Here is a 23,773-nt window from a genome sequence, read left to right as displayed (position 1 = left end):
CCGAATAAGCCGATTCCATGCCTTTCGAACTCAGCGTTGACCTCACTACCCTGGCCGTTCTGGCTCTCGTCGCTTTCATCGCCGGTTTCATCGACGCCATCGCTGGTGGTGGCGGTCTGTTGACTACCCCGGCGCTGCTGACTGCCGGCCTGCCGCCGCACCTGGTGCTGGGCACCAACAAACTCAGTTCGACCTTCGGCTCGGCCACCGCCAGTTTCACCTTCTACCGGCGCAAGCTGTTCCATCCACGGCAATGGATGCACGCCATCGTCGGCACGCTGGTGGGTGCGCTCACCGGCGCCGTGGTCGCTCATTACTTGCCGGCGCAATGGCTGAACAAGATGCTGCCGGTGATCGTTTTCGCCTGCGGCCTGTACCTGTTGTTCGGCGGCACGCCGAAAGCGCCGCTGGACAGCGATGCACCGATCAAGAAAAAGTGGCAATCGAGCCAAGGTTTCAGCCTGGGTTTCTACGACGGCGTGGCCGGCCCGGGAACGGGTGCATTCTGGACCGTCAGCAGTCTGCTGCTCTACCCCATCGACCTGGTCAAGGCCAGCGGTGTAGCGCGCAGCATGAACTTCGTCAGCAACATCGCGGCGCTGTCGGTGTTCATCTTTTCCGGGCAAGTGGACTGGATCATCGGCCTGAGCATGGGCCTGTCGGTGATGGTCGGCGCCTTCTTCGGCGCGCGCACCGCCATCAGCGGCGGCGCGAAATTCATTCGCCCAGTGTTCATCACCGTGGTACTCGGCCTGACCGTGCGCTTAGCCTGGCAGCACTGGTTCAGCGTGGCCTAAGCGCCGCGCTACATAGACGTCGATCAGGTAGCGGGCAATCGAGCGTGACGCCGGCAACGGCGGCAGCTCGTGCACGTTGAACCACTGGGCGTCTTCGATCTCGTCTTCCTGACAGACAATCTCGCCCCCGGCGTATTCGGCATGAAAGCCGAGCATCATCGAGTGCGGGAACGGCCAGCACTGACTGCCCATGTACTGGATATTCTTGACCTCGATCCGCACCTCTTCGCGGACCTCGCGAATCAGGCAGTCTTCGGCCGACTCACCCGGCTCGGCAAACCCCGCCAAGGTACTGTAGACCCCGGGGACGAAACGCGGCGAACGGGCCAGCAGGACTTCATCGCCACGGGTCACCAGCACGATCATGCTCGGTGAAATGCGCGGGTAACTGCGCAAATCGCACGGCTCGCAGTACATCGCCCGCTCACGCGGCACCTGGGTCATCACCTGCCCGCAGTTGCCGCAATAGCGGTGTTCACGGGCCCAGGTACCGATTTGCGCGGCATAGCCGAGCACCTTGTAGACAGTGTGATCGCCGTCGAGCATGAAGGCCCGCAGGGCCTTTCCAGTTGCAGCCCGGCACTTCGCTGTGGCTGCGCAGCTCCAGCAGGTAGACCGGTTCGCCATCCAGGTGACCGATGCCGTGTTCGGCAAGAATCGACAGGTCTTGGCGCTTGAGCCATTCGCGAGGAAACAGCGCGCCATTGTCATCGAACAAAAAACCTTCGGGGCTGCGCGCCACGGCCCAGCCGCCGGGTTGATCGGTGTCCAGTACTGCGGTGGTCCAGCGTGAAATCATGGTTAATCAATCCAGAAATTCGGGTTTCTGTTTGCTCATATGGGCGGCCATGGCCACGCGCAGATCGGTGGATTGCAGCATGGCGGCGTTCCAGGTGGCGACGTATTCGAGGCCGTCGTCAATGCGATGGTCGCGCATGTAGCTGATCATCTCTTTGGTACCGGTGACCGCAATCGGCGACTTGCCGGCGATCTCGCGGGCAATGCCCATCACGCCTTCCAGCAGGCTGGCAGTATCGCTGTAGACGCGATTGACCAGGCCGATACTGCGTGCTTCATCGGCGCCAAAGGTGCGACCAGTGTAAGCCAGTTCACGCAGCATGCCGTCACCGATTATCCGTGGCAAGCGTTGCAAAGTGCCTACGTCGGCTGCCATGCCGATGTCGATTTCCTTGATGGAAAATTGCGCGTCCTCGGCGGCGTAACGCATGTCGCAGGCCGAAATCAGATCGATGGCGCCACCCAGGCAATAACCCTGAATCGCCGCCAGCACCGGTTTGCGGCAGTTGTCGACGGCATTGAACGAGGCCTGCAGCCTGAGGATCGTGCGCCGCAGCAGACGAGCATTGCGGCCGACATCCTTGCCCAGTTCATTGGCCACACCGGCCAGCATCATCAGGTCGATGCCCGAAGAAAAATGTTTGCCGGCACCACTGAGCACCACCACCCGGACTTCATCGGTATCGTCGATCCACTGGAAAATCTCGATGATCTCGCTCCAGAACGCGGCGTTCATCGAATTGATCTTTTCCGGGCGGTTGATCTGCACATGGGCGATGTTATCGGCCAGTTCGACGCTGAAAGCGGTGTATTGGGACATGGCAGTGATCCTTTACCGGGCAGGAAATGAGGGCCGAACTATAACAAGGCATCAGGGCCGGCAGTAAGGCAGCGGTTCGGCCAAATGCGGGACTGCTCCGGGAGGCTCTCCCACACCATCGAAATTAATGAGAAACCGGCTTAGCGCGCCAGCCAAGTTGTCACTATGCTTGCACCGGACTTTCCAAGGAGGAATCCGCCCATGCCAATCTCTTCACGAGCAGCCCTGCTGGTTATCGACGTACAGAACGACTTCATTCCCGGTGGTCAACTGCCGGTGCCGGAGGGCGACCTGATCGTGCCCTTGATTAACCGACTCGGGCGCCAGTTCAAGCAGGTCATCATTGCCCAGGACTGGCACCCGCCCGGCCACGCCTCGTTCGCGTCCAGCCATCCGGGGCGCAAACCTTACGACGTGATTCAGTTGCCTTATGGTGAACAAACGCTTTGGCCTGAGCATTGCGTACGGGCCACACCCGGCGCCGAGTTCCACGCGGAACTGGCCCTGCCCCACGCCCAACTGATCATCCGCAAGGGCTGCAATCCGGACATCGACAGTTATTCGGCGTTTCTGGAGGCCGATCGAACCACAACCACCGGTTTGGCCGGATACCTTAAAGAGCGCAGCATCGACACGGTTTACCTGGTCGGGCTGGCACTGGATTTCTGCGTGATGTTTTCTGCGCTGGACGCGCGGGCGGCGGGGTTCAATGCGTTTGTGGTGATGGATGCATGTCGGGCGATTGATCTGCAAGGGTCACTGGCGGCAGCGATTGAGCGGATGCAGGTGTCTGGGGTCGGGTTGATTGAATCGGGCGAATTGCTTGGTTGAACGATCATGCACAGCCCCCATGGGCAATGACTCTCTGTGGCGAGGGAGCTTGCTCCCGCTCGGCTGCGAAGCAGTCGCAAATTTTGCCCCATCCCGCGATGCAACTGAAGAAATGCAGGGGGCCGCTTCGCGGCCCAGCGGGAGCAAGCTCCCTCGCCACAGGGACGGTGAAAGATTCAGACAGGTGTCGGCAACCAAAGTCGGAACCGCGCGCCCCCTAGCGGCGACGCTTGTGCGGTCAGTGCACCGCCCTGGGCTTCCAGGGCACGGCGGCTGATCGCCAGGCCCAGCCCAAACCCGCCTGTGGCGCGGTCCCGACTGCGGTCCAGTCGATAAAATGGCTCGAAAATCCGCTCCCGCTCTTCTTCCGGAATGCCGATACCATCGTCATCCACCCAGATTTCACAGCCCTTGGGGCACACCTGCACACCGACCTGAATCCGTTTTTCGCAATAGCGCATGGCATTGCGCAGCAGGTTCTGGATCGCCCGGGCAGTCAAGCGCGGGTCCAGCGAGAAGCGTTCGAGCTGGCCGTTAAGCAGCACATCAATGACGATCTCCGGTGACTCGAGTTCTTCATCGACGCTGCCCAGAATGCTGTCGATGAATTCATCCAGCGACACCTCGACCTGTTCCGGCAGCTGCCCCGGGTTTTGCAATCGACTGTAGGACAGCAGTTCCAGCACCAGTTCATCCAGTTCGCGAATGTGCGCGACCAGGCCTTGCAGACGTTCGCGGCTGGTGGCCGGCAAGTCGTCGGACAGCGCCAGGGCCAGGCCGAAATCCAGCCGCGTCAATGGCGTGCGCAATTCGTGGGACACGGCGTTGAGCAAGTCGCGCTGTTGGTTGAGCAGGTTTTCGATGTCACCGGCCATGGTGTCGAAAACATTGGCCAGGCTACCGATGTTGGAGCTTGGAGAAATCTGCGTGCGCTCGCTCAGGTGGCCCTTGCCGAAGCGTTCGGCGGTGCTTTTTAGACGTTCCAGATCGCGCCAGTGCGGGCGCAGCCACAGTAACAGGCAGGCCAGCATGGTCGCGCCGATCAGCACGTTGATGCTCCAGTACAACCAACTGACGTCTGTCGGGTCCGGCGGCACGACCATTTCCACCACCATCTGCTCGTTCAACGGAGTTACCGCCAGGGTGCGCCAACCCCAGTCACCGATGCGCACCACGTTCTCGCCGCGCTGCAAGCGTTCACGTTCATCCGGGGTGAATTCGGCGTCGTCGTTGCGGACCAACAGGATGTGCAGCGGCTGGAATTCCTGGTCCATCTCCGCTGCCAACGCCGGCCACTGCTCGACCGGTACTGCGCGAAACTGTTTGACGATCAGCGTTTGCAAGCCTCGGGAGTAATCGAGGTTGTAGGTCACAAAACGCTCATGGAAGACCTTGATCACCAGGTCTGGCACCAGGTAGATCGCCGCGCTGAACGAGACGATGGTCACCAGATAGAGACGAAACAGAATTCTGAACATGGATTCAGCATTCCCACTCGGAGCGGCTGAACAGGTAGCCCTTGCCCCACACGGTCTTGATCTTGCGCGCCTCGCCGGCGTGGTCGTCGAACTTGCGTCGCAACTTGGAGATCGCCACGTCCACCGAGCGGTCGGTGCCGTTGAATTCGATACCGCGCAAGCGTTGCAGAATCTGATCGCGGCTCAGCACTTCGCCGGCATGCCGGGCCAGCACCACCAGCAGGTTGTATTCACCGCTGGACAATTCCACCAGTTGCCCGCGCCAGGTCACGGTGCGCTCGGACAGATCGATGCACAAATTGCCCATGAGGATGCGGTCGTTGGCGGTCTGCGGTTCGCCAAGGCTGCTGCGGCGCAGCAAGGTCCGCACGCGAGCCAGCAATACTCGCGGTTCGCAGGGTTTGGTGACGTAGTCGTCGGCGCCCATCTCCAGGCCCAGCACCTGATCATGGCTGTCGTCGCGGGCAGTGAGCATCAGGATCGGCAAGGTCGCCGAATCGGCTCGCAGCAAGCGGCAGACCTGCAAACCGTCGAGCCCCGGCAGCATCAGATCGAGGATCACCAGGTCCGGCGCGCTGACCCGCGCCCGTTCGCGCACGTGATCGCCACGGCTGATCACGCTGACTGAATAACCGTTGCGTTCCAGGTAGCTGGCAATCAGTTCGGAAAGCGCGGTGTCGTCTTCGACCAGGAGGATGTTGGGCATGGGGTGTTTCCAGAAAGTGCTGTGGTGACTGGCGAGGCCTCATCGCGGGCAAGCCCGCTCCCACAGGGATTTGATGTGGACACAAATTTTGTGAGCATCACCTGCCACTGTGGGAGCGGGCTTGCCCGCGATAGCGGTACATCTGTCGCAATAAATTTCAAGGCGTGAAGGATATACGCCCTCACGCCTGCCCGAGCAAAACCCTTACACAATTTCACACAGCGCCTACAAAGCTTCACCGCTACCCTCGTTGGCTCCCCGTAGGATACGGGAGGTCATTATTGGGGTATTCACATGTCAAAGAATCTGCTTGCCACGCTCAGCCTGATTGCACTGGCGTTGACGCTGAGCGCTTGCGACCAGGCCTCGACCGCCGAAGAACAGGCTCCGCTGGCTACCGTGCGGATCGAAACCATACAAGCCCGCCCCCTATCGATCAGCAGCGAACTGAGCGGGCGGATTGCCGCGCCACGAATTGCCGAAGTGCGCGCCCGTGTCGCCGGCGTGGTGTTGCAGCGGGCCTTTCGTGAAGGCAGCGACGTGAAAAAAGGCGATGTGCTGTTTCGTATCGACCCGGCACCGTTCAAGGCCGATCTGGACAGTGCCGAAGCCGCGCTGCGCAAGGCCGAGGCCAATGCATTCCAGGCAAAACTGCAGGAACAGCGTTACGCCCAGTTGATCGAAGGCAACGCCATCAGCGCCCAGGATTACGACAATGCCCGCGCCAATGCCCGGCAGACTGCCGCCGATGTCGCCGCCAACAAAGCCGCCGTAGAGCGGGCGAAACTGAACCTGGGTTACGCCACCGTCACCGCGCCGATTTCCGGGCGCATCGGCCGCGCACTGGTGACCGAAGGCGCGCTGGTCGGGCAGAACGAAACCACCCCTTTGGCATTGATTCAGCAGTTGAACCCGATCCACGCTGACCTGACGCAATCGACCCGTGAACTCAACGACCTGCGCCGGGCGTTCCGTTCCGGCCAATTAAAGGAAGTGGGCCAGGGCCAGGCCAAAGCCACGCTGATTCAGGACGACGGCAACCTCTATCCGCTGCCGGGCAAGTTGCTGTTCACCGACATCACCGTCGACCCGGGCACCGGTCAGATCATCCTGCGCAGCGAATTCCCCAACCCGGACCTCGACTTGCTGCCGGGCAGCTTCGTTCGCGTGCGTCTGGAGCAAGCGTTCAATCAGCAAGGCATCAGCGTGCCACAACGGGCCATCCAGCGTGACAGCGCCGGCGTTGCCCAAGTGCTGTTGCTCGACGCCGAGCAGCGGGTCGGCCAGCAACCGGTCGAACTGGGCGCGGTGCAGAACGATCGCTGGATCGTTACCAGCGGCCTCAAGCCCGGCGACCGCATCGTCACTGAAGGCCTGCAACATGCGCGCCCCGGTGAAAAAGTCCAGATCGACAACACCCCTCTTCCACTTGCCCAGGTTTCTGGTCAGTAAGCAGGACGCTTTTTTATGCCGCAGTTCTTTATCGACCGCCCGGTGTTCGCCTGGGTGATCGCCTTGTTCATCCTGCTGGCCGGTGCGTTGGCCATTGTGCAGTTGCCGGTGGCGCAGTACCCGAACGTTGCGCCGCCGAAAGTCGAAATCTATGCCACCTACCCCGGCGCATCGGCGCAGACCGTGGACGAAAGCGTGGTCAGCCTGATTGAGGAAGAGCTCAACGGCGCCGACCATCTGCTGTATTTCGAATCCCAGAGCAGCCTCGGCAGCGCCACCATTACCGCGACTTTCCAACCAGGCACTGACCCGGAAATGGCGCAGGTCGATGTGCAAAACCGCCTCAAGGTTGTGGAGTCCCGTTTGCCGCAAGCGGTCACTCAGCAAGGCTTGCAGGTTGAGAAAGTCTCCGCCGGCTTCCTGTTGCTGATCACCCTCACCTCCAGCGACGGCAAGCTCGACGACGTGGCGCTCAGCGATTACCTAGCGCGCAATGTGATGAACGAGATCAAGCGTCTGGACGGCGTCGGCAAGGCGCAGTTATACGGTGCCGAACGGGCGATGCGGATCTGGATCGATCCGCGCAAGTTGATCGGATTCAACCTGACCCCGGCCGACGTCAACGCCGCCATCGTTGCGCAGAATGCCCAGGTTTCGGCGGGCAGCATCGGCGATTTGCCGACCCGCACCACCCAGGAAATCACCGCGACCATTCTGGTCAAAGGTCAGTTGTCGACGCCTGAAGAGTTCGCTGACATCGTGCTCAAAGCCAATCCGGACGGTTCAACCGTGCGCATCCGCGATGTCGCGCGGGTGGAGATCGGCAGCCAGGAATATCAGTTTTCCACGCGCCTGAACGGCAAGCCGTCCACCGCCGTCAGCGTGCAATTGTCGCCGGGCGCCAATGCCCTGAGCACCGCGACGCTGGTGCGGGCGAAGATGGATGAACTGGCGCGCTACTTCCCGGCCGGCGTGGAATACAAGATTCCGTACGACACTTCGCCCTTCGTCAAAGTCTCGATCACCAAGGTGGTCTACACCCTCGCCGAGGCGATGGTGCTGGTGTTTGCAGTGATGTTCCTGTTCCTGCAGAACATCCGCTACACGCTGATCCCGACCCTGGTGGTGCCGGTGGCGCTGATGGGGACTTTCGCGACCATGCTCACGCTGGGCTTTTCGATCAACGTGCTGACCATGTTCGGCATGGTGTTGGCCATCGGCATTCTGGTGGACGACGCGATTGTGGTGGTGGAGAACGTCGAGCGGATCATGGCCACCGAAGGCCTGTCGCCCAAGGACGCGACGCGCAAGGCGATGAAGCAGATCACCGGGGCGATCATCGGCATTACCCTGGTGCTGGTGGCGGTGTTCATTCCGATGGCGTTCATGCAGGGCTCGGTCGGGGTGATTTACCAGCAGTTCTCGCTCTCCATGGCCACGTCGATCCTGTTCTCGGCATTCCTCGCCCTGACCTTGACCCCGGCCCTGTGCGCAACGCTGCTCAAGCCGATTGCCAAGGGTGAACATCACGCCAAGGGCGGCTTCTTTGGCTGGTTCAACCGGCGCTTCGAACAACTGACCGAGCGTTATCAGGGCTGGGTCGCCTATGCACTGAAACGCACCGGGCGTTACCTGTTGATTTACGGCGTGCTGCTGATCGGCCTGGGGCTGTGCTTCAGTCGTCTGCCCTCCTCGTTCCTGCCGGTGGAAGACCAGGGTTACACCATCACCGACATCCAGCTTCCACCGGGCGCGAGCAAGAATCGTACGGTGCAGGTGGTCGAGCAGATCGAAGCACACAACGCCACCGAACCGGGCGTCGGCGACAGCACGGTGATTCTCGGTTTCAGCTTCTCCGGTAGCGGGCAGAACGCCGCACTGGCGTTCACCACGCTCAAGGATTGGTCGGATCGGGGCAGCGATGACTCGGCGAGTTCGATTGCCGACCGGGCCAACATCGCGCTCAGTCAGATCAAGGATGCCATGGCCTTTGCGGTCCTGCCGCCGCCGGTCGATGGACTCGGCACTTCCAGTGGTTTCGAGTTCCGCCTGCAAGACCGTGGCGGCCTCGGCCACGCCACGCTGATGCAGGCGCGCAGCCAATTGCTGGCCGCCGCTGAGAAGAGCCCGGTCTTGATGAACGTGCGCGAAAGCGCCCTGGCCGAAGCGCCGCAGGTGCAACTGGAAGTCGACCGCAAGCAAGCCAACGCCTTGGGCATTTCGTTTGCCGACATCGGCAACGTGCTGTCCACCGCCGTGGGTTCGGCCTACATCAACGACTTTCCCAATCAGGGACGGATGCAGCGAGTGGTGGTCCAGGCTGAAGGCGATCAGCGCAGTCAGGTCGACGACCTGCTGAAGATTCATGTGCGTAACAACGGCGAGAACATGGTGCCGTTGTCGGCTTTCGTTCGGGCCAACTGGACCCAGGGCCCGGCGCAATTAACCCGTTACAACGGCTACCCGGCCATCAGCATTTCCGGCGAACCGGCGCCCGGCTACAGCACCGGCGAAGCCATGGCGGAAATCGAACGGCTGGTGGCGCAAGGGCCGGCGGGATTAGGGCAAGAATGGACCGGGTTGTCGTTGCAGGAACGTTTGTCCGGCAGTCAGGCACCGATTCTGCTTGGGTTGTCGCTGCTGATCGTGTTCCTGTGCCTGGCGGCGCTGTATGAGAGTTGGTCGATTCCAACCTCGGTGTTGCTGGTGGTGCCGCTGGGTGTGCTCGGCGCGGTACTGGCCGTGACGTTGCGCGGGATGCCTAACGATGTGTTCTTCAAGGTCGGGCTGATCACCATCATTGGCCTGTCGGCAAAGAACGCGATCCTGATCATCGAATTCGCCAAGAGCCTGTACGACGAAGGTCACGACCTGATCGACGCCACCCTGCAAGCCGCACGCTTGCGCCTGCGGCCGATTGTCATGACGTCACTGGCATTCATCCTTGGCGTGGTGCCATTGGCGATTGCCACCGGGGCCAGCTCGGCGAGCCAGCAAGCCATCGGCACTGGCGTGATCGGCGGGATGATCACCGCGACCTTGGCGGTGGTGTTTGTACCGGTGTTTTTTGTGGTGGTGATGAAGCTGGTGCGCAAGCGGCACAAAAACATCTAAGCCACAACACATCCCCTGTAGGAGCGAGGCTTGCCCACGAAGGCGGTGCGTCAGTCGACATTAATGTTGGATGTGACGGCCTCTTCGCGGGCAAGCCTCGCTCCTACAAGGGATTATCGTTGTGGTCACAACCTGGGCTAAGGTGTTTAGACACCCAGGCCCATCGAGTTCCCATGCCTCTACTCGCCCGCACCCACCCTCGCCTGTCCGCCGCTGCCACACTCGGCATCGCGGTGGGCATTCTGGCCCCCGCCGACTCGATCATCGGCAAAATCCTCATCGGCTGGAACACCGGGGTCTGGACCTATCTGGTACTGATGCTCTGGCTCACCGCGCGGGCCAAGGCCCCGGACGTCAAACGCATTGCCGAAGTCGAAGATGAAAACGCCGGTCTGGTGTTGCTGCTGGTGAGCATCGCGGCGCTGGCCAGCCTCGCCACCATCACCTTCGAACTCGCCGGCAGCCGAGATCTGGAAACCACCCGCAAACTGCTGCGTTACGGCTTCACCGCATTAACGGTAATCGGTTCATGGCTGCTGATCGGGGTGATTTTCAGCGTGCACTACGCAAGGTTGTATTACACCTGGAACGGCAAGGAACCGGCGCTGCGTTTTGCCGAAGGGCTGACTACCCCCAATTACTGGGACTTTTTGTATTTCTCATTCACCATCGGTGTGGCGGTGCAAACAGCCGATGTGGGCGTGGCGACGCGGGATTTGCGCAAGATCGTGCTGGCGCAATCGTTGATTGGATTTGTGTTTAATACGGCGATCCTGGGGTTTTCGATCAATATTGCGGCGGGGTTGTTTGGTTGATGGCTGCAAATACTGAAGGCAGATTACTCGCGAGGTTCCGCCCCCCGAGTAATGAACTCTAAGCCCTCAATTAAACGCACCGCCCCGTCAATACACTCACATCAATACCCGCTTGTAAACTGTCAGGTTTGACAGTTTACAAGTTTGTCACACTGGCATTTTATATACCAATCCCGCCTGCAGTTCCTATGGCGAGATATCACTTGTCATGACAGTGGAGACTGCATCAATGAACGCATTTGCGAAAGCGGCCATGCTACCTGCGGTATTGGGGACATGCAAAGGAACAATCGATGGGACTGGAACATTTGAAGCCGGTCTGGTGGAGTTGTCAGAAGCGATCTATCCCCCTCCTCATGGCGAGGCCTATGTCATGCTCGCCACAGAGCGGGAGCCCGCCCCGGTGTATACCACTAAAGAACTGAAAATTTCATTTTCCAAAGGCTTTACCGATGGCAGCTATGGGCTGTATCCAGATGCTTATACTGTTCGGGTGCTTTTTATTGACAGTTCGGTACCGGCCAAACCTGTGATCTATACACAATACCAAGGCATTGCCAGGGTTCAATACGACACTGCGAGCTCAACATTTTCGGGTGAAATCAGCGCGACTCTTGAAAATCTGGACGAGGATACCCGCAAGACAGTAAACCTGAAAATCGACTTCGAAGCGCACCCGACTGCACGCGCACGTAGAATTCCTCGTCGCCCTAAATCCACCGGGGTGTATTGCTGAATGAACAAGCAAAAAACTAAACCCAACTAAATAAATGTTAATAAAAAAGGAGCCCAAGGGCTCCTTTTTTTTTAACTCGATTATTTATTAAAACGCGTAACGTAGACCTAACGTCAGCCCACCCGGTTGACGAAAGTTTTTGCCATCGCTGTACTCATAGTCCGCATGAACTTGCAGGTTGTTTGTCATCGAGGCGGCTATACCCGTACCCAATAGCACACGCGACCCGGAAAGATTATTCTGGAACACCTTGTCGTTGACCTGCACTTCGTTGTTCTTTTCGAACTCGTAAGCACCGGAAACACGCACGTAGGGTTGCAGCGCGATATCGTCTTTCATTTTAAAGTTGCGCCCAGCCGTCATGCCAACTTCACCCAGCAGTGACCGCGCCCGATCCCCATCTGCCTGCAGATCGTTATCCAAGGAGAAGTGTTTACCCTGAACAACCACGGCGGACCACTTGGTAAACGGCTCAATGAAATAACCATCATCAAGCTTGATATGCCGACCGAATTCGACAGAGCCCCCCACCCCGGTGTTGTCGTAGTCGCCTTTAGCCCTGGCGCCATCACTCAGGCTGACTTTGGCTTCGTTACGAAAGCGGTTCACTTTCAGCACCGCGTCCGCGTAGTAACCACTGCTCGTATCCAGCCAGGTGGCGTAAGTGCCCAGATAGTAACTGTCGACATTACCTGAAGTGCCGGCGTCAAGATCGAGATCGGAGCTGCTGTGGCCCCCCATTACCCCCACCAGCCATTGACTATCCCTCAATGCCGCATCTGCGCCGAGGGTAAAACCCCGCTGGGTCTGCCGGTAACCCACCCCGGAACCATCGGCGATTTCGAATTTATTGCCATAGGTACGTCCCCAGGCTCCGGATTGGCCGGGATTGAAACGCAACTCGCCCATGCGGGTACGTAGCGACGTCAACTCGCCATACCAGGTAGGCAATGGTGTGTTGAACAGTGCCAATACCGAACGTGCGCCCGGGCTGACAATGCGCGTACTCGGGTCCAGGATCCAGTCGTTGCCACTTTTGGCCAAGGCATAAGAATAGGCCCCCTGATCAACTACATTATTGAACAGAGAAAACCGGGCATCACCACCGGCAGTTTTCACGACAGTGACGGGCTGACCAGCAGCAGGTTCAGTACCACTGCTAGCGATTACCAGCTCATGAGAGCCAGTGGCTGTTCCTGTGACATTCAACAAGTCAGTCTGACCCGTGGCCAAATCCGTGCCCATCAGGAACCGTCCATTACCTGACAGGTCAGTCACATTCAATTGATAAAAAGCGTTTTCTGCCCCGAACTTCACCGAACCGCCATTGAGAGCCAGTTTTCCTACCTGACTGTCGCCCACCAGTACCCATTGGGCAGTGTCATTGATCGTTGCGCTGGCAACATTTTCTAGACGTCCGGCAAGCACGGAGTTGTTCTGTAGCGTCAGCTCAGTAGTGCTGCCGGACTCGGTGACAACGTTGCCGTTCAACGTACTGCCATTGACGATCATCGACACATTGGCGCCCCCCTTGACTTCGAGTAGCGTATCGTTGCTGGCCAGAAGTCTGGAGTTGTTCAATGTCAGAGTGGCCGTTGAACGTTCAAAGTTATCGAAGTCCACCACAATGGCCGAGCCGCTTTTTCCCTGGACAGTGGTGTTGTCGAGATTCAGAGTGGCGGGAGCCACGCCGGTTTGATCAAGCTCTATGAACACTCCATCTTTTCCACCGATGATCGTACTGTTTTTGGCAACGGCATCGGCACTCTGAAGCCACAAGCCATAGCCCGTGTCGGCCGTCCCCTCAAGGGAGGAATCGGTGACATTGATTAGGCTGTGGGAAGACGCAAATGCACCGGCATCCACGCCTGTGATGGTGCTTTTGCCCGTGACATTGACCGTGGAGCCGTCCTCGGTGGTGGAAAACCGTACAGCCGATATCCCAAAAAAATCCCCGCTTACGGTGCTGTTATCGATATTGCCCTCACTAGAGACTAACTCAAGTCCGGATTGCCCATTGTCGCCGGCAACCGTGGCGCCACTCAGATTGACGGTAGAGTTGTTTCTTGCCGATATAGCCTGGGTGCTGCCACCCACATTGACATTGACCGTTGAACTGTCCGCATCAATACCCAGAGTCTGAGCGTTATTGACCGACAGGATTGCGCCCTGGGTCAAAAACCAACTCTCTACAGGCGCGCCATTGTTGAGGGTAACGTTACCTCCGACAATTGGAGCAGCAATAGCAAGGGAGGAAAATATAAGTGACGAGATGTAGCCCACCCCTGTTAGCAAGGGGAAACCGGCAAGCGGCATAGGATTGAATTGCATACTGGACACCTGCTTCGAAAAATGCGTGTTCGGTTTCCTGCGGCAGGCGCTGGAAACCAACGGCCTGCCTACAAAGATTCGCTAGGCTATCGAGTAATTACGCAGTTTTATGTAGGACTTTTCTTGATATAGGGGGCGATAACTCCTCCGGAATCCGCACCCAAGAGACAGGCGGGCATGAAAAACAAATTTCACGCCCACCGCTCGATACTTATGTATCAGTCAGGGATTTGGAATGGGATTAGCAATTTCACAAAAATCGTCATTATTATCCAACAAAAATACAAAGTGAATTGCTGAGTCCGACTCTTGCACAACCCCCGTCACGCTATAGGTTAACTTCCCGAAACCATCCGTTACCGGTTTGAAATTAGCCATATAGTCGCCAATATCCATCACTATCCCTTCCGAAGGCACTGTTCCGACAATGGTATGGTCTTTGGTAACTTCGGTACCCGGAATAGGGATAGTCGCATTTTCATCCGTATACCCGCCCCACTTCAACGTCACCACTCTAGTATCGAGAAGTGAAGGACTAAATGGAATCACGACTTTCAAGTTTCGACGAGTCGTTCCATCGCCTGGCGGTACGAAGTTCAATGTAGGGCAAGCAATGGCATCATTCTCAAGCCCTTGCACCAATGGCTTCGGCAAATCGATCTTAGTGATATCAACAGTGACGTCCTGCTCTCTTGACCAGACAGGGTTGTTACCCAGCACGGCCGACAATACCCATTTCAACTTCACCGTCCCACTTGGCTTTTTCGCAATAATATCCCATGGGACCGTCCCCGCTTTAATTTCTCTGCCTTCCTCCCCCGGCTGCAAAAAATAAGATGGACTAAGTTCGTCATCATCGTACCAAACCGTTATGCTTTGTCCTGATTCAGTTGCAGGAACGTTATATAGCTGAATAAATACATCCGCAGATTGGTCGTAGTCGTTATCGTCAAGTTCATTGTCAACACCTTGCGAGGAAACCAGACGAGGAAGCTCCAGATCACGGTTGACCGGATCCGGCTCGCCGGGGTTTACCGGGCCAGGATAGGAAATATCTACATCAATTTCAGTTTCTTCCCGCGCGATGTCATTGCCCGATCCACGTAACATGACATAGCTGACCTTTGTGCGAACGACACCGTCGGTCGCGCCATAAGCGACTTTAATGACAGTGGTGTAATCCACTGGAAAAACAAGTGTTGTATTTGGTCCCACGCGTTGCTCAGGCAGATCAATATTGTGCCAACTGACAATGATCGTGTCATTGGAAGAGCTCGGTTGCGGAACTGGAACTTCGACCGTCACACCCTGAGCGCAGTCTGCCACATTAATCAAGGTATCGCCGTCCGTCCCGTCCGCCAGCGGAACGACGGGCTTTTCGGGCACAGGCGGTGCCAGGCGCTGGACGGTACGTTGATTCGGCTTCGACCTTCGACTGATCCAGCCTGCCAGGTCTTTCACCACAAACGTCAGCGTATTCAAGCCTTCTTTGGAGTTTACGAAAATCAAAATCGGTAGCGTGACTTTGCCGTCACCAGGCACCAGGACGTCTTCCAATACAGGTGTGGCATAAGCGGGATCCGCAGGATCGCCCCAATAAACGTCGCATTTGTCTGTGGCCTCGTAGTTAGCTGCTATTGGTAGTGTGATCTCGATACCGTTGGGGTTTGCGCCGATGTATTCGTCATCGATAGCTTTACTGAACGGCAAGTCGGCGGGGAACGTCGCTGCCGGAGGGGAAAAATCAGAAGGAGGCGTCTTGACCTGGTAGGGTCTTGTCCTGTCGATGTGGTACTCACTGACAGTTTCGGGACTTGGGTTGACGCCCGCGGCATACATCACATAAACCAGTTCGTACTGAGTGGGCGCTTCGGGAGTGCTCAGTTCTACAAGCCTCGCGAGCGGCACTTCCAATGGTAATGGCCATACACGGTCAGCCAGCGCACCCAGACGTTTTCGATTTTCAAGGGGGATCTGGGGTTGGGTCGCCTTTGACTCGCAAAAATACACTCAAAGTATCCTGGGCATGCTCGGTGACGGGTCTGGGAATTTCATATTTCAGATTGGCACCGAGTGCGGCGGCCGGAATCCGCAAGTCACCTCCCGGCAAAGTTTGATCCGGGATAATGGCGGGATCAAGGAGAATGACACCGCCGCTCTGCAGTGATACTTGTTTTTGCAAACCGATACTTTCAACTTTAGCGTTCATCCGAATAAACTCCGTTTTAGTATTTAATTGCGCCGCCACCACAAAATTACTCCACAGCGCCTACGCCTTGCTGTTTGCTACACATCAATCAAGGTACACCCGGACCACAGGATGGCCCTCCACTCCTGACCCTATCTATCCTCACGGAATCCGGCTTTGAAAGCCCAATGGGTCGAGCGCCACGATAAACGGTGTATATCACCTTGGCAGACGCATTATTCTCCATCGGCTCTATATGAGGCGTATAAGGCTTGACCTCCACCACAAAACCATCCCGAAGTTCTGCTGTACTTAGGATGGGTTTTCGAATAAACCAATAAGTTCCAGGGATTGGCTCGCCACTGGCATTCTGGCTTAAATAGCCCCACCACTCCACCAGACACACGTCACCAACTTTGCAAAAGTCTGGAAGTGGAGGGATTTGTACATTCACCCATTCCCAGAGGGCTGGGCTAGTAGAACAATTGAGATAGCCGCTGTCATTTGCATTGGGAAACTTCACTTCATCAAGATCAGCAGGAACAGGTGTGTGATCAATCGTGAGTGTTCTGGGCGCCGACGGATGTGGATTGCCAAAGTGGTTAATCGTTTTATAGCGGACTTCGACAACACCATCATTAATCAAATATTGCGGCCCGATTCGAATGAGAAATTCCAATTCCGTAACCGGCCCGGGATGCAAAGTGGTCGAAGTGAACTCCACAACACCATCACGTTCCATCCAGACAGTGAGCTTGTCTGTTTGTCCCGGACCTGCCGGTTTGGGCCAGATGGGTACTCTGATGTCGATGCCTCGCTGCAAAAGTTCAAGCGGGATATGACCTTGCGGGTCATTTTCATCCACGCCAATCACTGTAGGCGCGTCATAAATCAGAACTTCACCAAGCGCCATGAATACTCTCCCCTGCACTTTTTTTCGGGTTACTGTTAAATCAAATTAAGCGCCTATTTTTTTTATTGGCCTACTGTCAGATCTGACAGGTGTCGCTACCGCTGGTCGGATTCCTACCGTATCTTCTGACACATTGGGCTTGACGTATTCTGTTGCCTGTTGTTTTCTGAAACCGGTTTCATGGCATCATCACCAGTATCCGAACCCATAAATCCAATAACAAGGTTTCATACCGTGAACGACTTCTCCGCCGCCCAACGCAGCCGCGTCACCATGCTCGACGTCGCCGAACACGCCGGCGTGTCCAAGGCCAGCGTCTCGCGCTTCATCGGCGATGACCGCGCCCTGCTCTCCGATGCCATCGCCCTGCGCATCGAGCAGGCGATTGCCGAATTGGGCTACCGCCCGAACCAGATGGCCCGCGGCCTGAAACGCGGGCGCACTCGTCTGATCGGCATGCTGGTGGCCGATATCCGTAACCCTTATTCGATTGCCGTGATGCACGGGGTGGAAACCGCTTGCCGTCAGCACGGCTATAGCCTGGTGGTGTGCAACACCGATCGCGATGATGAGCAGGAGCGGCAGCACCTGGCGTTGCTGCGCTCGTACAACATCGAAGGCTTGATCGTGAACACCCTCGGTCATCACCGCGATGAGCTGCGCGAACTGCATCAGGAAATGCCCATGGTGCTGGTGGATCGCAAGGTCGATCAGCTCGAGAGCGATCTGGTGGGGCTGGATAATCCGGCCGCTGTCGAGATGGCCGTTGCCCACCTTGAAGAACGCGGTTATCGCGATGTGCTGATGGTCACCGAGCCGTATGACGGCACCAGTTCGCGGATCGAGCGGGTCAGCAGTTTCAAGGCGCAGATCGAGCGGCGGCCGGCGCTCTCGGGGGCTGTGGTCGAAACCGGCGGCGATCTGACCGCTCGTTTGAAAGCCTTTCTGCAAACTCCTGGCGCGGGCCCGAAAGCGCTGTTTTGCGCCAACGGTATCGCCGCGCTGGCCAGTACTCATTCGTTGCGTGAGTTGAAGTGCAACCTGTTCGCGGATGTCGGGCTGATTGCCCTGGATGATCTGGATTGGTATCCGCTGGTGGGGAGCGGGATTACCGCCCTCGCCCAGCCGACGGCAGAGATGGGTGCGAGTGCATTCGAGTGTTTGCTCAAGCGACTGCGTGGGGATGACGGGCCGGTGCGGAACCTGGATTTTCCGGCGCGGTTGATTGTTCGGGGGTCGACCCTGGGGAATCTTCGGTGAATATTCGAGCCCCATCGCGGGCAAGCCCGCGATGGGGCCCTGAAGATCGCCACATAACGCAAACCAAATTTTTTTGACCAAAAATGAAACCGGTTTCAGAGGTGCATAACAATGAACAAACCACCCGTTTCCATCAGCCTGTCCAGCTACGGCTCCGACCTCGTTCGCCAACGTGGCCAAGGCAGTTTTGTCGAGGTGCTGTCCACTGCCGGCGCCACGCATATTGAATGGCGCGAAGAGCTGCTGACACTCGAAGACCCCACGCAATTGACCAGCGCCACGCAATCCTGGGGCCTGGAAAGCATCTATTCCTCACCGATGGAATTGTGGCTGGCCGGGCAGTCGGCCCCCAATCCTGAACTGCTCACGACCCTGAAGCGTGCCAAGGCATTCGGCGCCCAATGGCTGAAAGTCTCCCTGGGCTATTTCACCGATAACAACGATCTGCAAACACTCGCGCTGCAGTTGCAACAGAGCCCGGTGCAGCTGCTGGTGGAAAACGACCAGACCTTGCACGGTGGCCGAATCGAACCGTTCCAGCGTTTCTTCGCCGACGTCGAACAACATCAGCTGCCGATCAAGATGACTTTCGATATCGGCAACTGGCAATGGCAGGACCAATCCGCCGCCAGCGCTGCGCGGTTGCTCGGTCGACATGTCGGTTACGTGCACTGCAAAGCCGTGGCGCGCCGGGCCGATGGCAAACTGGTAGCGGTGCCGCCGGCCGCCAGCGACCTGCGGCTGTGGGGCCAACTGCTACGGCACATGGATTACGGCGTGATGCGCGCGGCGGAGTATCCACTGCAAGGCGATGACCTGGTGCAATTGACCACCGAGCATGTCGCCGCCCTCGCCCGCCTCGGACAATCCCGCCAGGAGCCTGCGCATGTCTGAGATCGATATTCTGTCGTTCGGTGAAACCATGGCGATGTTCGTCGCTGAGCAGAACGGTGAACTGGCTGACGTCGACCACTTCCACAAGCGCATTGCCGGGGCCGACAGTAATGTCGCCATTGGCTTGTCGCGGTTGGGGTTTAACGTCGCCTGGCTGAGCCGGGTGGGCGCGGACTCGTTGGGTCGGTTCGTGATCGATACGCTGGAGAAAGAAGGCCTGGATTGCAGCCACGTCGACATCGACCCGGCGCACCCCACCGGTTTTCAGCTCAAGTCCCGTAGCGACGATGGCAGCGATCCGGTTGTCGAGTACTTCCGGCGCGGGTCGGCCGCCAGTCATTTGTCGGTGCAGTCCATTGCGCCTCAACTGCTCGAGGCCAGGCATCTGCATGCCACGGGCATTCCCCCGGCGCTGTCGGAATCGGCCCGGGAGATGTCTTTCGAGCTGATGACCCGCATGCGCAGTGCCGGGCGCAGCGTGTCGTTCGACCCCAATCTGCGCCCGAGCCTGTGGGCCAGTGAGCAACAGATGATCCGCGAGATCAACCGCCTTGCCGCCCTCGCCCATTGGGTGCTGCCGGGGTTGAGCGAAGGGCGTTTATTGACCGGTTTCGATGACCCCGCCGACATCGCAGCGTTTTACCTCGACCAGGGTGCCGAGGCCGTGGCGATCAAGCTCGGGCCGCACGGCGCGTATTACCGAACCCGTCTGGATGAAGGTTTCGTTGCAGGCGTGCCCGTGGCAACGGTGGTCGATACGGTCGGTGCCGGTGACGGGTTTGCCGTCGGCCTGATCAGCGCCCTACTGGAAAACCACAGCGTTGCCCAAGCGGTGCAGCGTGCCAACTGGATCGGTAGCCGCGCGGTGCAGAGCCGTGGGGATATGGAGGGGTTGCCCGATCGGGCCGAGATGTATGCCGAATTCGAGGCCGCCAATCGCGAGTCTGCCCGCGATGAGGCCATAGCAGTCACCGCAAAAAACTGATTCAAAACCGTTACCTGCTGCGACAAAAACAACAAGCTCAGGAGCATCACTATGAAAACCGCAACACTGGCCACCCGCCGCTGGTGGTACATCATGCCCATCGTATTCATCACCTACAGCCTGGCGTATCTGGACCGCGCCAATTATGGGTTCGCCGCCGCCTCTGGGATGGCTGCAGACCTGATGATCACACCGGGGTTGTCCTCGCTGCTCGGCGCGCTGTTCTTCCTCGGCTATTTCTTCTTCCAGATTCCGGGGGCGATCTACGCCCAGAAGCACAGCGTGAAAAAGCTGATTTTCGTCAGCCTGATCCTCTGGGGCGCTCTGGCGACCTTGACCGGGATCGTCTCCAACGCCTATTGGCTGATCGTGATTCGCTTCATGCTCGGCGTGGTCGAAGCCGCCGTGATGCCGGCGATGCTGGTGTACCTGTGCCATTGGTTCACCCGCGCCGAACGTTCGCGCGCCAACACTTTCCTGATCCTCGGCAACCCGGTGACCATGCTCTGGATGTCGGTGGTGTCGGGCTACCTGATCCAGCATTTCAGCTGGCGCTGGATGTTCATCATCGAAGGCTTGCCGGCGGTGCTGTGGGCATTTATCTGGTGGCGTCTGGCCGATGACCGTCCGGCTCAGGCCAAGTGGCTGAGCGACCAGGAAAAGCACGACCTGGAAAGCGCCCTGGCCGCCGAACAGGTCGGCATCAAAGCGGTGAAAAACTACGCCGAAGCCTTCCGCTCGCCGAAGGTAATCATTCTGGCCTTGCAGTTTTTCTGCTGGAGCATTGGCGTCTACGGTTTCGTGCTGTGGCTGCCATCGATCCTCAAGGCTGGGGCGAAAATGGACATGATCGAAGCCGGTTGGCTGTCGGCGTTGCCGTACCTGGCGGCGGTGATCGGCATGCTGCTGGTGTCCTGGGGCTCGGACAAACTGCAAAAGCGTAAACGCTTCGTCTGGCCACCGCTGTTGATCGCCTCGATTGCGTTCTATGGCTCGTACGCTTTAGGCGCGGAACATTTCTGGTGGTCCTACACGCTGCTGGTGATTGCCGGTGCCTGCATGTACGCACCTTATGGGCCGTTTTTCGCCATCGTCCCGGAGATTCTTCCGGCCAACGTTGCCGGTGGGGCCATGGCATTGATCAACAGCATGGGCGCACTCGGTTCGTTTGGCGGCTCTTATCTGGTCGGTTACCTGAACAGCTCCACCGGATCGCCCGGTGCTTCGTATTTGTTGATGAGCGGCGCGTTGCTGCTGTCGGTGGTGCTGACGATTTTCCTCAAGCCCGGCGCCAGTGATCGGGTTGCTGTGCCCCGGCCGCTGGCGGCTCACTCTTGAATTGATGTAGAGATAACAACGATGAAAAAGCAGGTTGTGCTGTACAAGAAACTCTCGCCGCTGCTGATGGCTCGCTTGCATGAGCACACCGAGGTGACGCTGATCGACAGCCTCGACGCCGAGGGACTGGCGCAACTGCGCCGGGCCCTGCCCCGTGCCCAAGGGTTGCTCGGTGCCAGCCTGAAACTGGACGCCGGGTTACTGGATCTGGCGCCGAACCTGGAAGCCATTGCCAGCGTGTCCGTCGGCGTCGACAACTACGACATCGACTACCTGACCGAGCGGCGGATCCTGCTCAGCAACACACCGGACGTGTTGACCGAGACCACCGCCGACACCGGTTTCGCGCTAATCCTGGCCACCGCGCGGCGGGTGGTCGAACTGGCGAACATGGTTCGTACCGGCCAGTGGAACCGCAACATCGGCCCGACGCATTTTGGCAGCGATGTGCACGGCAAGACGCTGGGCATCATTGGCATGGGGCGGATCGGCGAAGCCTTGGCTCAGCGCGGGCATTTCGGTTTTGGCATGCCGGTTCTTTATCACAGCCATTCGCCGAAACCGGCGGTGGAGCAGCGATTCAACGCGCAATATCGCAGCCTGAGCGAATTGCTGCAGCAAGCCGATTTCGTTTGCCTGACGTTGCCGCTGACCGCTGAAACCGAAGGGTTGATCGGCGCTGAACAGTTCGCCCTGATGCGTCCCGAGACGATCTTCATCAACATTTCCCGAGGCAAGGTGGTGAATGAGCCCGCGTTGATCGAGGCGTTGCAGCAGAAGCGGATTCGCGCGGCGGGGCTGGATGTGTTCGAGCGTGAGCCATTGGGGCATGACTCGCCGTTGTTGCAGTTGAACAACGTGGTGGCGACGCCTCATATTGGGTCGGCGACGCATGAGACGCGAGAGGCGATGGCCCGGTGTGCGGTGGATAATTTGTTGGCGGCTTTGGCTGGGGAGCGGCCGGCTAATTTGGTGAATGGGCGGGCCTGGAAGGGTTAAGGGATTGATCATTCCCACGCTCCGCGTGGGAATGCATCCCGTGACGCTCCGCGTCACATCCGAACCGGACGCAGAGCGTCCATGGCAGCATTCCCACGCGGAGCGTGGGAACGATCGGACTCAATCAGGCCCGCCGCACCTGCAGCAACTCCGCCGCACACGAGGCAATCCGCTGACACGCATCCGCCAACCTCACCTGATCCACCACCAAGCCAATGCGAATATGCCCCGCCGCGCTAGGCCCGAAGGCTTCGCCGGCCAGCACCGACACGCCATACACTTCAAGCAGTCGCTCGGCAAAATCTTGCGCGTCGAGCCCGGTCTGGCGCACATCGACCATCACGAACATTCCGCCATCGGGTTTGATCGGACGGATGCCCGGGCGACCGCTCAACCTCGCGCACACCAGATCGCGACGCTGGCGATACTCCTCGCGCATCAGCGCCACTTCCGGCAAGTCTTCATCAAGGGCCACTTGCGCGGCTTTCTGGACGAAATCCGGAATCCCGAACAGCATGCACAGCGACAGATGCATCACGTGTTCGGCCAGCGGTTTGGGGCCGATCATCCAGCCGACTCGCCAGCCGGTCATGGCATGGGATTTGGACAGACTGTTGAGGGTCGCGGTGCGCTCGGCCATGCCCGGCAAACTGGCCGGGCTGATGTGCTTGCCCTCATACAACAGGTCGCTGTAGACCTCGTCACTGATCAGCCAGAGGTCATGCCGCACGCACAGCGCCGCCAGTTCCTGCCAGATGTTCAAGGACAGGCTGGCGCCGGAAGGATTGTTCGGGCTGTTGAGCAGAATGGCCCGGGTTTTAACAGTGATCAGCGCCGCGACATCCGCCGGCTCGACCCGAAAGCCGTTCTCCGGACGCACCGCCACCGGTACCACGCGGGCCCCGCAGGCACCGAACACCCCTTCATAGGTGACGTACATCGGCTCGGCGACGATCACCTCATCACCCGGATCGAGCAGGCATTGGGCAACTGCATATACCGCACACTGCGCACCGGGCAGCACGATCACATGATCGGCGTCCACCTCCTGGCCGCTGCGTCGCCGATGACGGCTGGCAATGCTGCTGCGCAAGGTGCGGCTGCCGCGAACATCCGAATAGTGGGTGTCACCGGCCAACAGGCTGTCGATCGCGGCGTGAACGATTGGCAGCGGCGTATCGAAATCCGGGTCGCCGATAGAAAGCAGCAGCACATCGACGCCCTGCTCACGCAGCTCCAGCGCTCGATCATGAATCTTCCAGGCTGCTGCTCCGTCACCATCGATTCGTTGGGTCAAGGCTGAATAGCGCATGTACTT

At 58.4% G+C, this 23,773-nt stretch carries 20 protein-coding genes and 1 pseudogene; 11 read left to right on the top strand and 10 right to left on the bottom strand.

Annotation, left to right across the window (positions count from 1 at the left end; translation table 11 throughout):
• Positions 1 to 17 precede the first annotated feature (17 nt).
• Complete coding sequence (locus tag ACZ9BB_RS09205) at positions 18 to 797, top strand: TSUP family transporter (protein ID WP_476213487.1); 780 nt, start codon at positions 18 to 20, stop codon at positions 795 to 797.
• On the opposite strand, the gene nudC is transcribed toward ACZ9BB_RS09205, so the two are convergent.
• The 3 genes and pseudogenes from nudC to ACZ9BB_RS09190 all read right to left on the bottom strand — a co-directional run bounded on the left by nudC (position 765) and on the right by ACZ9BB_RS09190 (position 2,415).
• Positions 765 to 1,424 carry an NAD(+) diphosphatase gene (gene nudC, locus ACZ9BB_RS09200; RefSeq protein ID WP_476213486.1) on the bottom strand — a complete coding sequence of 220 codons (660 nt, stop codon included), beginning with the start codon at positions 1,422 to 1,424 and terminating at the stop codon, positions 765 to 767. The genes ACZ9BB_RS09205 and nudC overlap by 33 nt on opposite strands.
• A pseudogene (locus ACZ9BB_RS09195) lies at positions 1,420 to 1,596 on the bottom strand (NAD(+) diphosphatase); the annotation flags it as partial. The gene nudC and the pseudogene ACZ9BB_RS09195, both read right to left, overlap by 5 nt.
• Before the next feature lie 6 nt (positions 1,597 to 1,602).
• On the bottom strand, positions 1,603 to 2,415 hold the full coding sequence (locus ACZ9BB_RS09190; RefSeq protein ID WP_476213485.1) for a crotonase/enoyl-CoA hydratase family protein: 813 nt from the start codon (positions 2,413 to 2,415) through the stop codon (positions 1,603 to 1,605).
• A 201-nt stretch (positions 2,416 to 2,616) separates the two neighbouring features.
• Between ACZ9BB_RS09190 and pncA the strand changes: the two genes are divergently transcribed.
• Complete coding sequence (gene pncA, locus ACZ9BB_RS09185) at positions 2,617 to 3,246, top strand: bifunctional nicotinamidase/pyrazinamidase (RefSeq protein WP_476213484.1); 630 nt, start codon at positions 2,617 to 2,619, stop codon at positions 3,244 to 3,246.
• Between the two features lie 176 nt (positions 3,247 to 3,422).
• On the opposite strand, the gene ACZ9BB_RS09180 is transcribed toward pncA, so the two are convergent.
• Both ACZ9BB_RS09180 and ACZ9BB_RS09175 read right to left on the bottom strand, forming a co-directional pair.
• The gene (locus tag ACZ9BB_RS09180) at positions 3,423 to 4,724 is read right to left on the bottom strand and encodes an ATP-binding protein (RefSeq protein ID WP_476213483.1); all 1,302 of its coding nucleotides are present in this window, start codon (positions 4,722 to 4,724) and stop codon (positions 3,423 to 3,425) included.
• 4 nt (positions 4,725 to 4,728) lie between these two features.
• Positions 4,729 to 5,430: a response regulator gene (locus ACZ9BB_RS09175; protein WP_476213482.1), complete on the bottom strand. Its 702-nt coding sequence runs from the start codon at positions 5,428 to 5,430 to the stop codon at positions 4,729 to 4,731.
• A 294-nt stretch (positions 5,431 to 5,724) separates the two neighbouring features.
• On the opposite strand from ACZ9BB_RS09175, the gene ACZ9BB_RS09170 reads away from it, so the two are divergent.
• From ACZ9BB_RS09170 to ACZ9BB_RS09155, 4 genes are all read left to right on the top strand, one after another.
• A complete protein-coding gene (locus ACZ9BB_RS09170) occupies positions 5,725 to 6,882 on the top strand; it encodes an efflux RND transporter periplasmic adaptor subunit (RefSeq protein WP_476213481.1) in 1,158 nt (385 codons plus the stop codon).
• Positions 6,883 to 6,897: 15 nt separating this feature from the next.
• Positions 6,898 to 9,996, top strand: coding sequence for a multidrug efflux RND transporter permease subunit (locus tag ACZ9BB_RS09165; protein WP_476213480.1), 3,099 nt, complete (start codon positions 6,898 to 6,900; stop codon positions 9,994 to 9,996).
• A 173-nt stretch (positions 9,997 to 10,169) separates the two neighbouring features.
• Complete coding sequence (locus ACZ9BB_RS09160; RefSeq protein ID WP_123497045.1) at positions 10,170 to 10,811, top strand: DUF1345 domain-containing protein; 642 nt, start codon at positions 10,170 to 10,172, stop codon at positions 10,809 to 10,811.
• A gap of 229 nt (positions 10,812 to 11,040) precedes the next feature.
• Complete coding sequence (locus ACZ9BB_RS09155) at positions 11,041 to 11,547, top strand: hypothetical protein (RefSeq protein ID WP_476213479.1); 507 nt, start codon at positions 11,041 to 11,043, stop codon at positions 11,545 to 11,547.
• A gap of 87 nt (positions 11,548 to 11,634) precedes the next feature.
• Here the strand turns inward: ACZ9BB_RS09155 and ACZ9BB_RS09150 are convergent, their stop codons facing one another.
• The 4 genes from ACZ9BB_RS09150 to ACZ9BB_RS09135 form a co-directional block, all read right to left on the bottom strand.
• Positions 11,635 to 13,878 (bottom strand): autotransporter outer membrane beta-barrel domain-containing protein, encoded by a 2,244-nt coding sequence (locus ACZ9BB_RS09150; RefSeq protein WP_476213478.1) that lies wholly within the window; start codon positions 13,876 to 13,878, stop codon positions 11,635 to 11,637.
• A gap of 222 nt (positions 13,879 to 14,100) precedes the next feature.
• The gene (locus ACZ9BB_RS09145) at positions 14,101 to 15,792 is read right to left on the bottom strand and encodes a hypothetical protein (protein ID WP_476213477.1); all 1,692 of its coding nucleotides are present in this window, start codon (positions 15,790 to 15,792) and stop codon (positions 14,101 to 14,103) included.
• Between the two features lie 49 nt (positions 15,793 to 15,841).
• Complete coding sequence (locus ACZ9BB_RS09140) at positions 15,842 to 16,087, bottom strand: hypothetical protein (RefSeq protein WP_476213476.1); 246 nt, start codon at positions 16,085 to 16,087, stop codon at positions 15,842 to 15,844.
• Between the two features lie 88 nt (positions 16,088 to 16,175).
• On the bottom strand, positions 16,176 to 16,979 hold the full coding sequence (locus tag ACZ9BB_RS09135; RefSeq protein ID WP_476213475.1) for a hypothetical protein: 804 nt from the start codon (positions 16,977 to 16,979) through the stop codon (positions 16,176 to 16,178).
• 234 nt (positions 16,980 to 17,213) lie between these two features.
• On the opposite strand from ACZ9BB_RS09135, the gene ACZ9BB_RS09130 reads away from it, so the two are divergent.
• From ACZ9BB_RS09130 to ACZ9BB_RS09110, 5 genes are all read left to right on the top strand, one after another.
• Entirely contained in the window at positions 17,214 to 18,239 is a 1,026-nt protein-coding gene (locus tag ACZ9BB_RS09130; protein WP_476213474.1) for a LacI family DNA-binding transcriptional regulator, read from the top strand.
• A 111-nt stretch (positions 18,240 to 18,350) separates the two neighbouring features.
• Complete coding sequence (locus ACZ9BB_RS09125; protein ID WP_476213473.1) at positions 18,351 to 19,133, top strand: sugar phosphate isomerase/epimerase family protein; 783 nt, start codon at positions 18,351 to 18,353, stop codon at positions 19,131 to 19,133.
• Positions 19,126 to 20,118, top strand: a complete 993-nt coding sequence (locus tag ACZ9BB_RS09120; protein ID WP_476213472.1) for a sugar kinase — start codon at positions 19,126 to 19,128, stop codon at positions 20,116 to 20,118. Before ACZ9BB_RS09125 ends, ACZ9BB_RS09120 begins: the two co-directional genes overlap by 8 nt.
• 51 nt (positions 20,119 to 20,169) lie before the next feature.
• Entirely contained in the window at positions 20,170 to 21,456 is a 1,287-nt protein-coding gene (locus ACZ9BB_RS09115) for an MFS transporter (protein WP_476213471.1), read from the top strand.
• Positions 21,457 to 21,477: 21 nt separating this feature from the next.
• Positions 21,478 to 22,455 (top strand): 2-hydroxyacid dehydrogenase, encoded by a 978-nt coding sequence (locus ACZ9BB_RS09110; protein ID WP_476213470.1) that lies wholly within the window; start codon positions 21,478 to 21,480, stop codon positions 22,453 to 22,455.
• Between the two features lie 124 nt (positions 22,456 to 22,579).
• Here the strand turns inward: ACZ9BB_RS09110 and ACZ9BB_RS09105 are convergent, their stop codons facing one another.
• The gene (locus ACZ9BB_RS09105; RefSeq protein WP_476213469.1) at positions 22,580 to 23,767 is read right to left on the bottom strand and encodes a pyridoxal phosphate-dependent aminotransferase; all 1,188 of its coding nucleotides are present in this window, start codon (positions 23,765 to 23,767) and stop codon (positions 22,580 to 22,582) included.
• Positions 23,768 to 23,773: the final 6 nt, after the last annotated feature.

Source organism: Pseudomonas sp. TE3552 (assembly GCF_056278945.1).
This window is presented reverse-complemented; position numbering and strand designations above follow the sequence as displayed.

Coding starts and splice junctions, on each gene's coding strand:
- ACZ9BB_RS09205 (WP_476213487.1), top strand. CDS start 18: ATGCCTTTCGAACTCAGCGTTGACCTCACTACCCTGGCCGTTCTGGCT.
- nudC (WP_476213486.1), bottom strand. CDS start 1,424: ATGGCGAACCGGTCTACCTGCTGGAGCTGCGCAGCCACAGCGAAGTGC.
- ACZ9BB_RS09190 (WP_476213485.1), bottom strand. CDS start 2,415: ATGTCCCAATACACCGCTTTCAGCGTCGAACTGGCCGATAACATCGCC.
- pncA (WP_476213484.1), top strand. CDS start 2,617: ATGCCAATCTCTTCACGAGCAGCCCTGCTGGTTATCGACGTACAGAAC.
- ACZ9BB_RS09180 (WP_476213483.1), bottom strand. CDS start 4,724: ATGTTCAGAATTCTGTTTCGTCTCTATCTGGTGACCATCGTCTCGTTC.
- ACZ9BB_RS09175 (WP_476213482.1), bottom strand. CDS start 5,430: ATGCCCAACATCCTCCTGGTCGAAGACGACACCGCGCTTTCCGAACTG.
- ACZ9BB_RS09170 (WP_476213481.1), top strand. CDS start 5,725: ATGTCAAAGAATCTGCTTGCCACGCTCAGCCTGATTGCACTGGCGTTG.
- ACZ9BB_RS09165 (WP_476213480.1), top strand. CDS start 6,898: ATGCCGCAGTTCTTTATCGACCGCCCGGTGTTCGCCTGGGTGATCGCC.
- ACZ9BB_RS09160 (WP_123497045.1), top strand. CDS start 10,170: ATGCCTCTACTCGCCCGCACCCACCCTCGCCTGTCCGCCGCTGCCACA.
- ACZ9BB_RS09155 (WP_476213479.1), top strand. CDS start 11,041: ATGAACGCATTTGCGAAAGCGGCCATGCTACCTGCGGTATTGGGGACA.
- ACZ9BB_RS09150 (WP_476213478.1), bottom strand. CDS start 13,878: ATGCAATTCAATCCTATGCCGCTTGCCGGTTTCCCCTTGCTAACAGGG.
- ACZ9BB_RS09140 (WP_476213476.1), bottom strand. CDS start 16,087: ATGAACGCTAAAGTTGAAAGTATCGGTTTGCAAAAACAAGTATCACTG.
- ACZ9BB_RS09135 (WP_476213475.1), bottom strand. CDS start 16,979: ATGGCGCTTGGTGAAGTTCTGATTTATGACGCGCCTACAGTGATTGGC.
- ACZ9BB_RS09125 (WP_476213473.1), top strand. CDS start 18,351: ATGAACAAACCACCCGTTTCCATCAGCCTGTCCAGCTACGGCTCCGAC.
- ACZ9BB_RS09120 (WP_476213472.1), top strand. CDS start 19,126: ATGTCTGAGATCGATATTCTGTCGTTCGGTGAAACCATGGCGATGTTC.
- ACZ9BB_RS09115 (WP_476213471.1), top strand. CDS start 20,170: ATGAAAACCGCAACACTGGCCACCCGCCGCTGGTGGTACATCATGCCC.
- ACZ9BB_RS09110 (WP_476213470.1), top strand. CDS start 21,478: ATGAAAAAGCAGGTTGTGCTGTACAAGAAACTCTCGCCGCTGCTGATG.
- ACZ9BB_RS09105 (WP_476213469.1), bottom strand. CDS start 23,767: ATGCGCTATTCAGCCTTGACCCAACGAATCGATGGTGACGGAGCAGCA.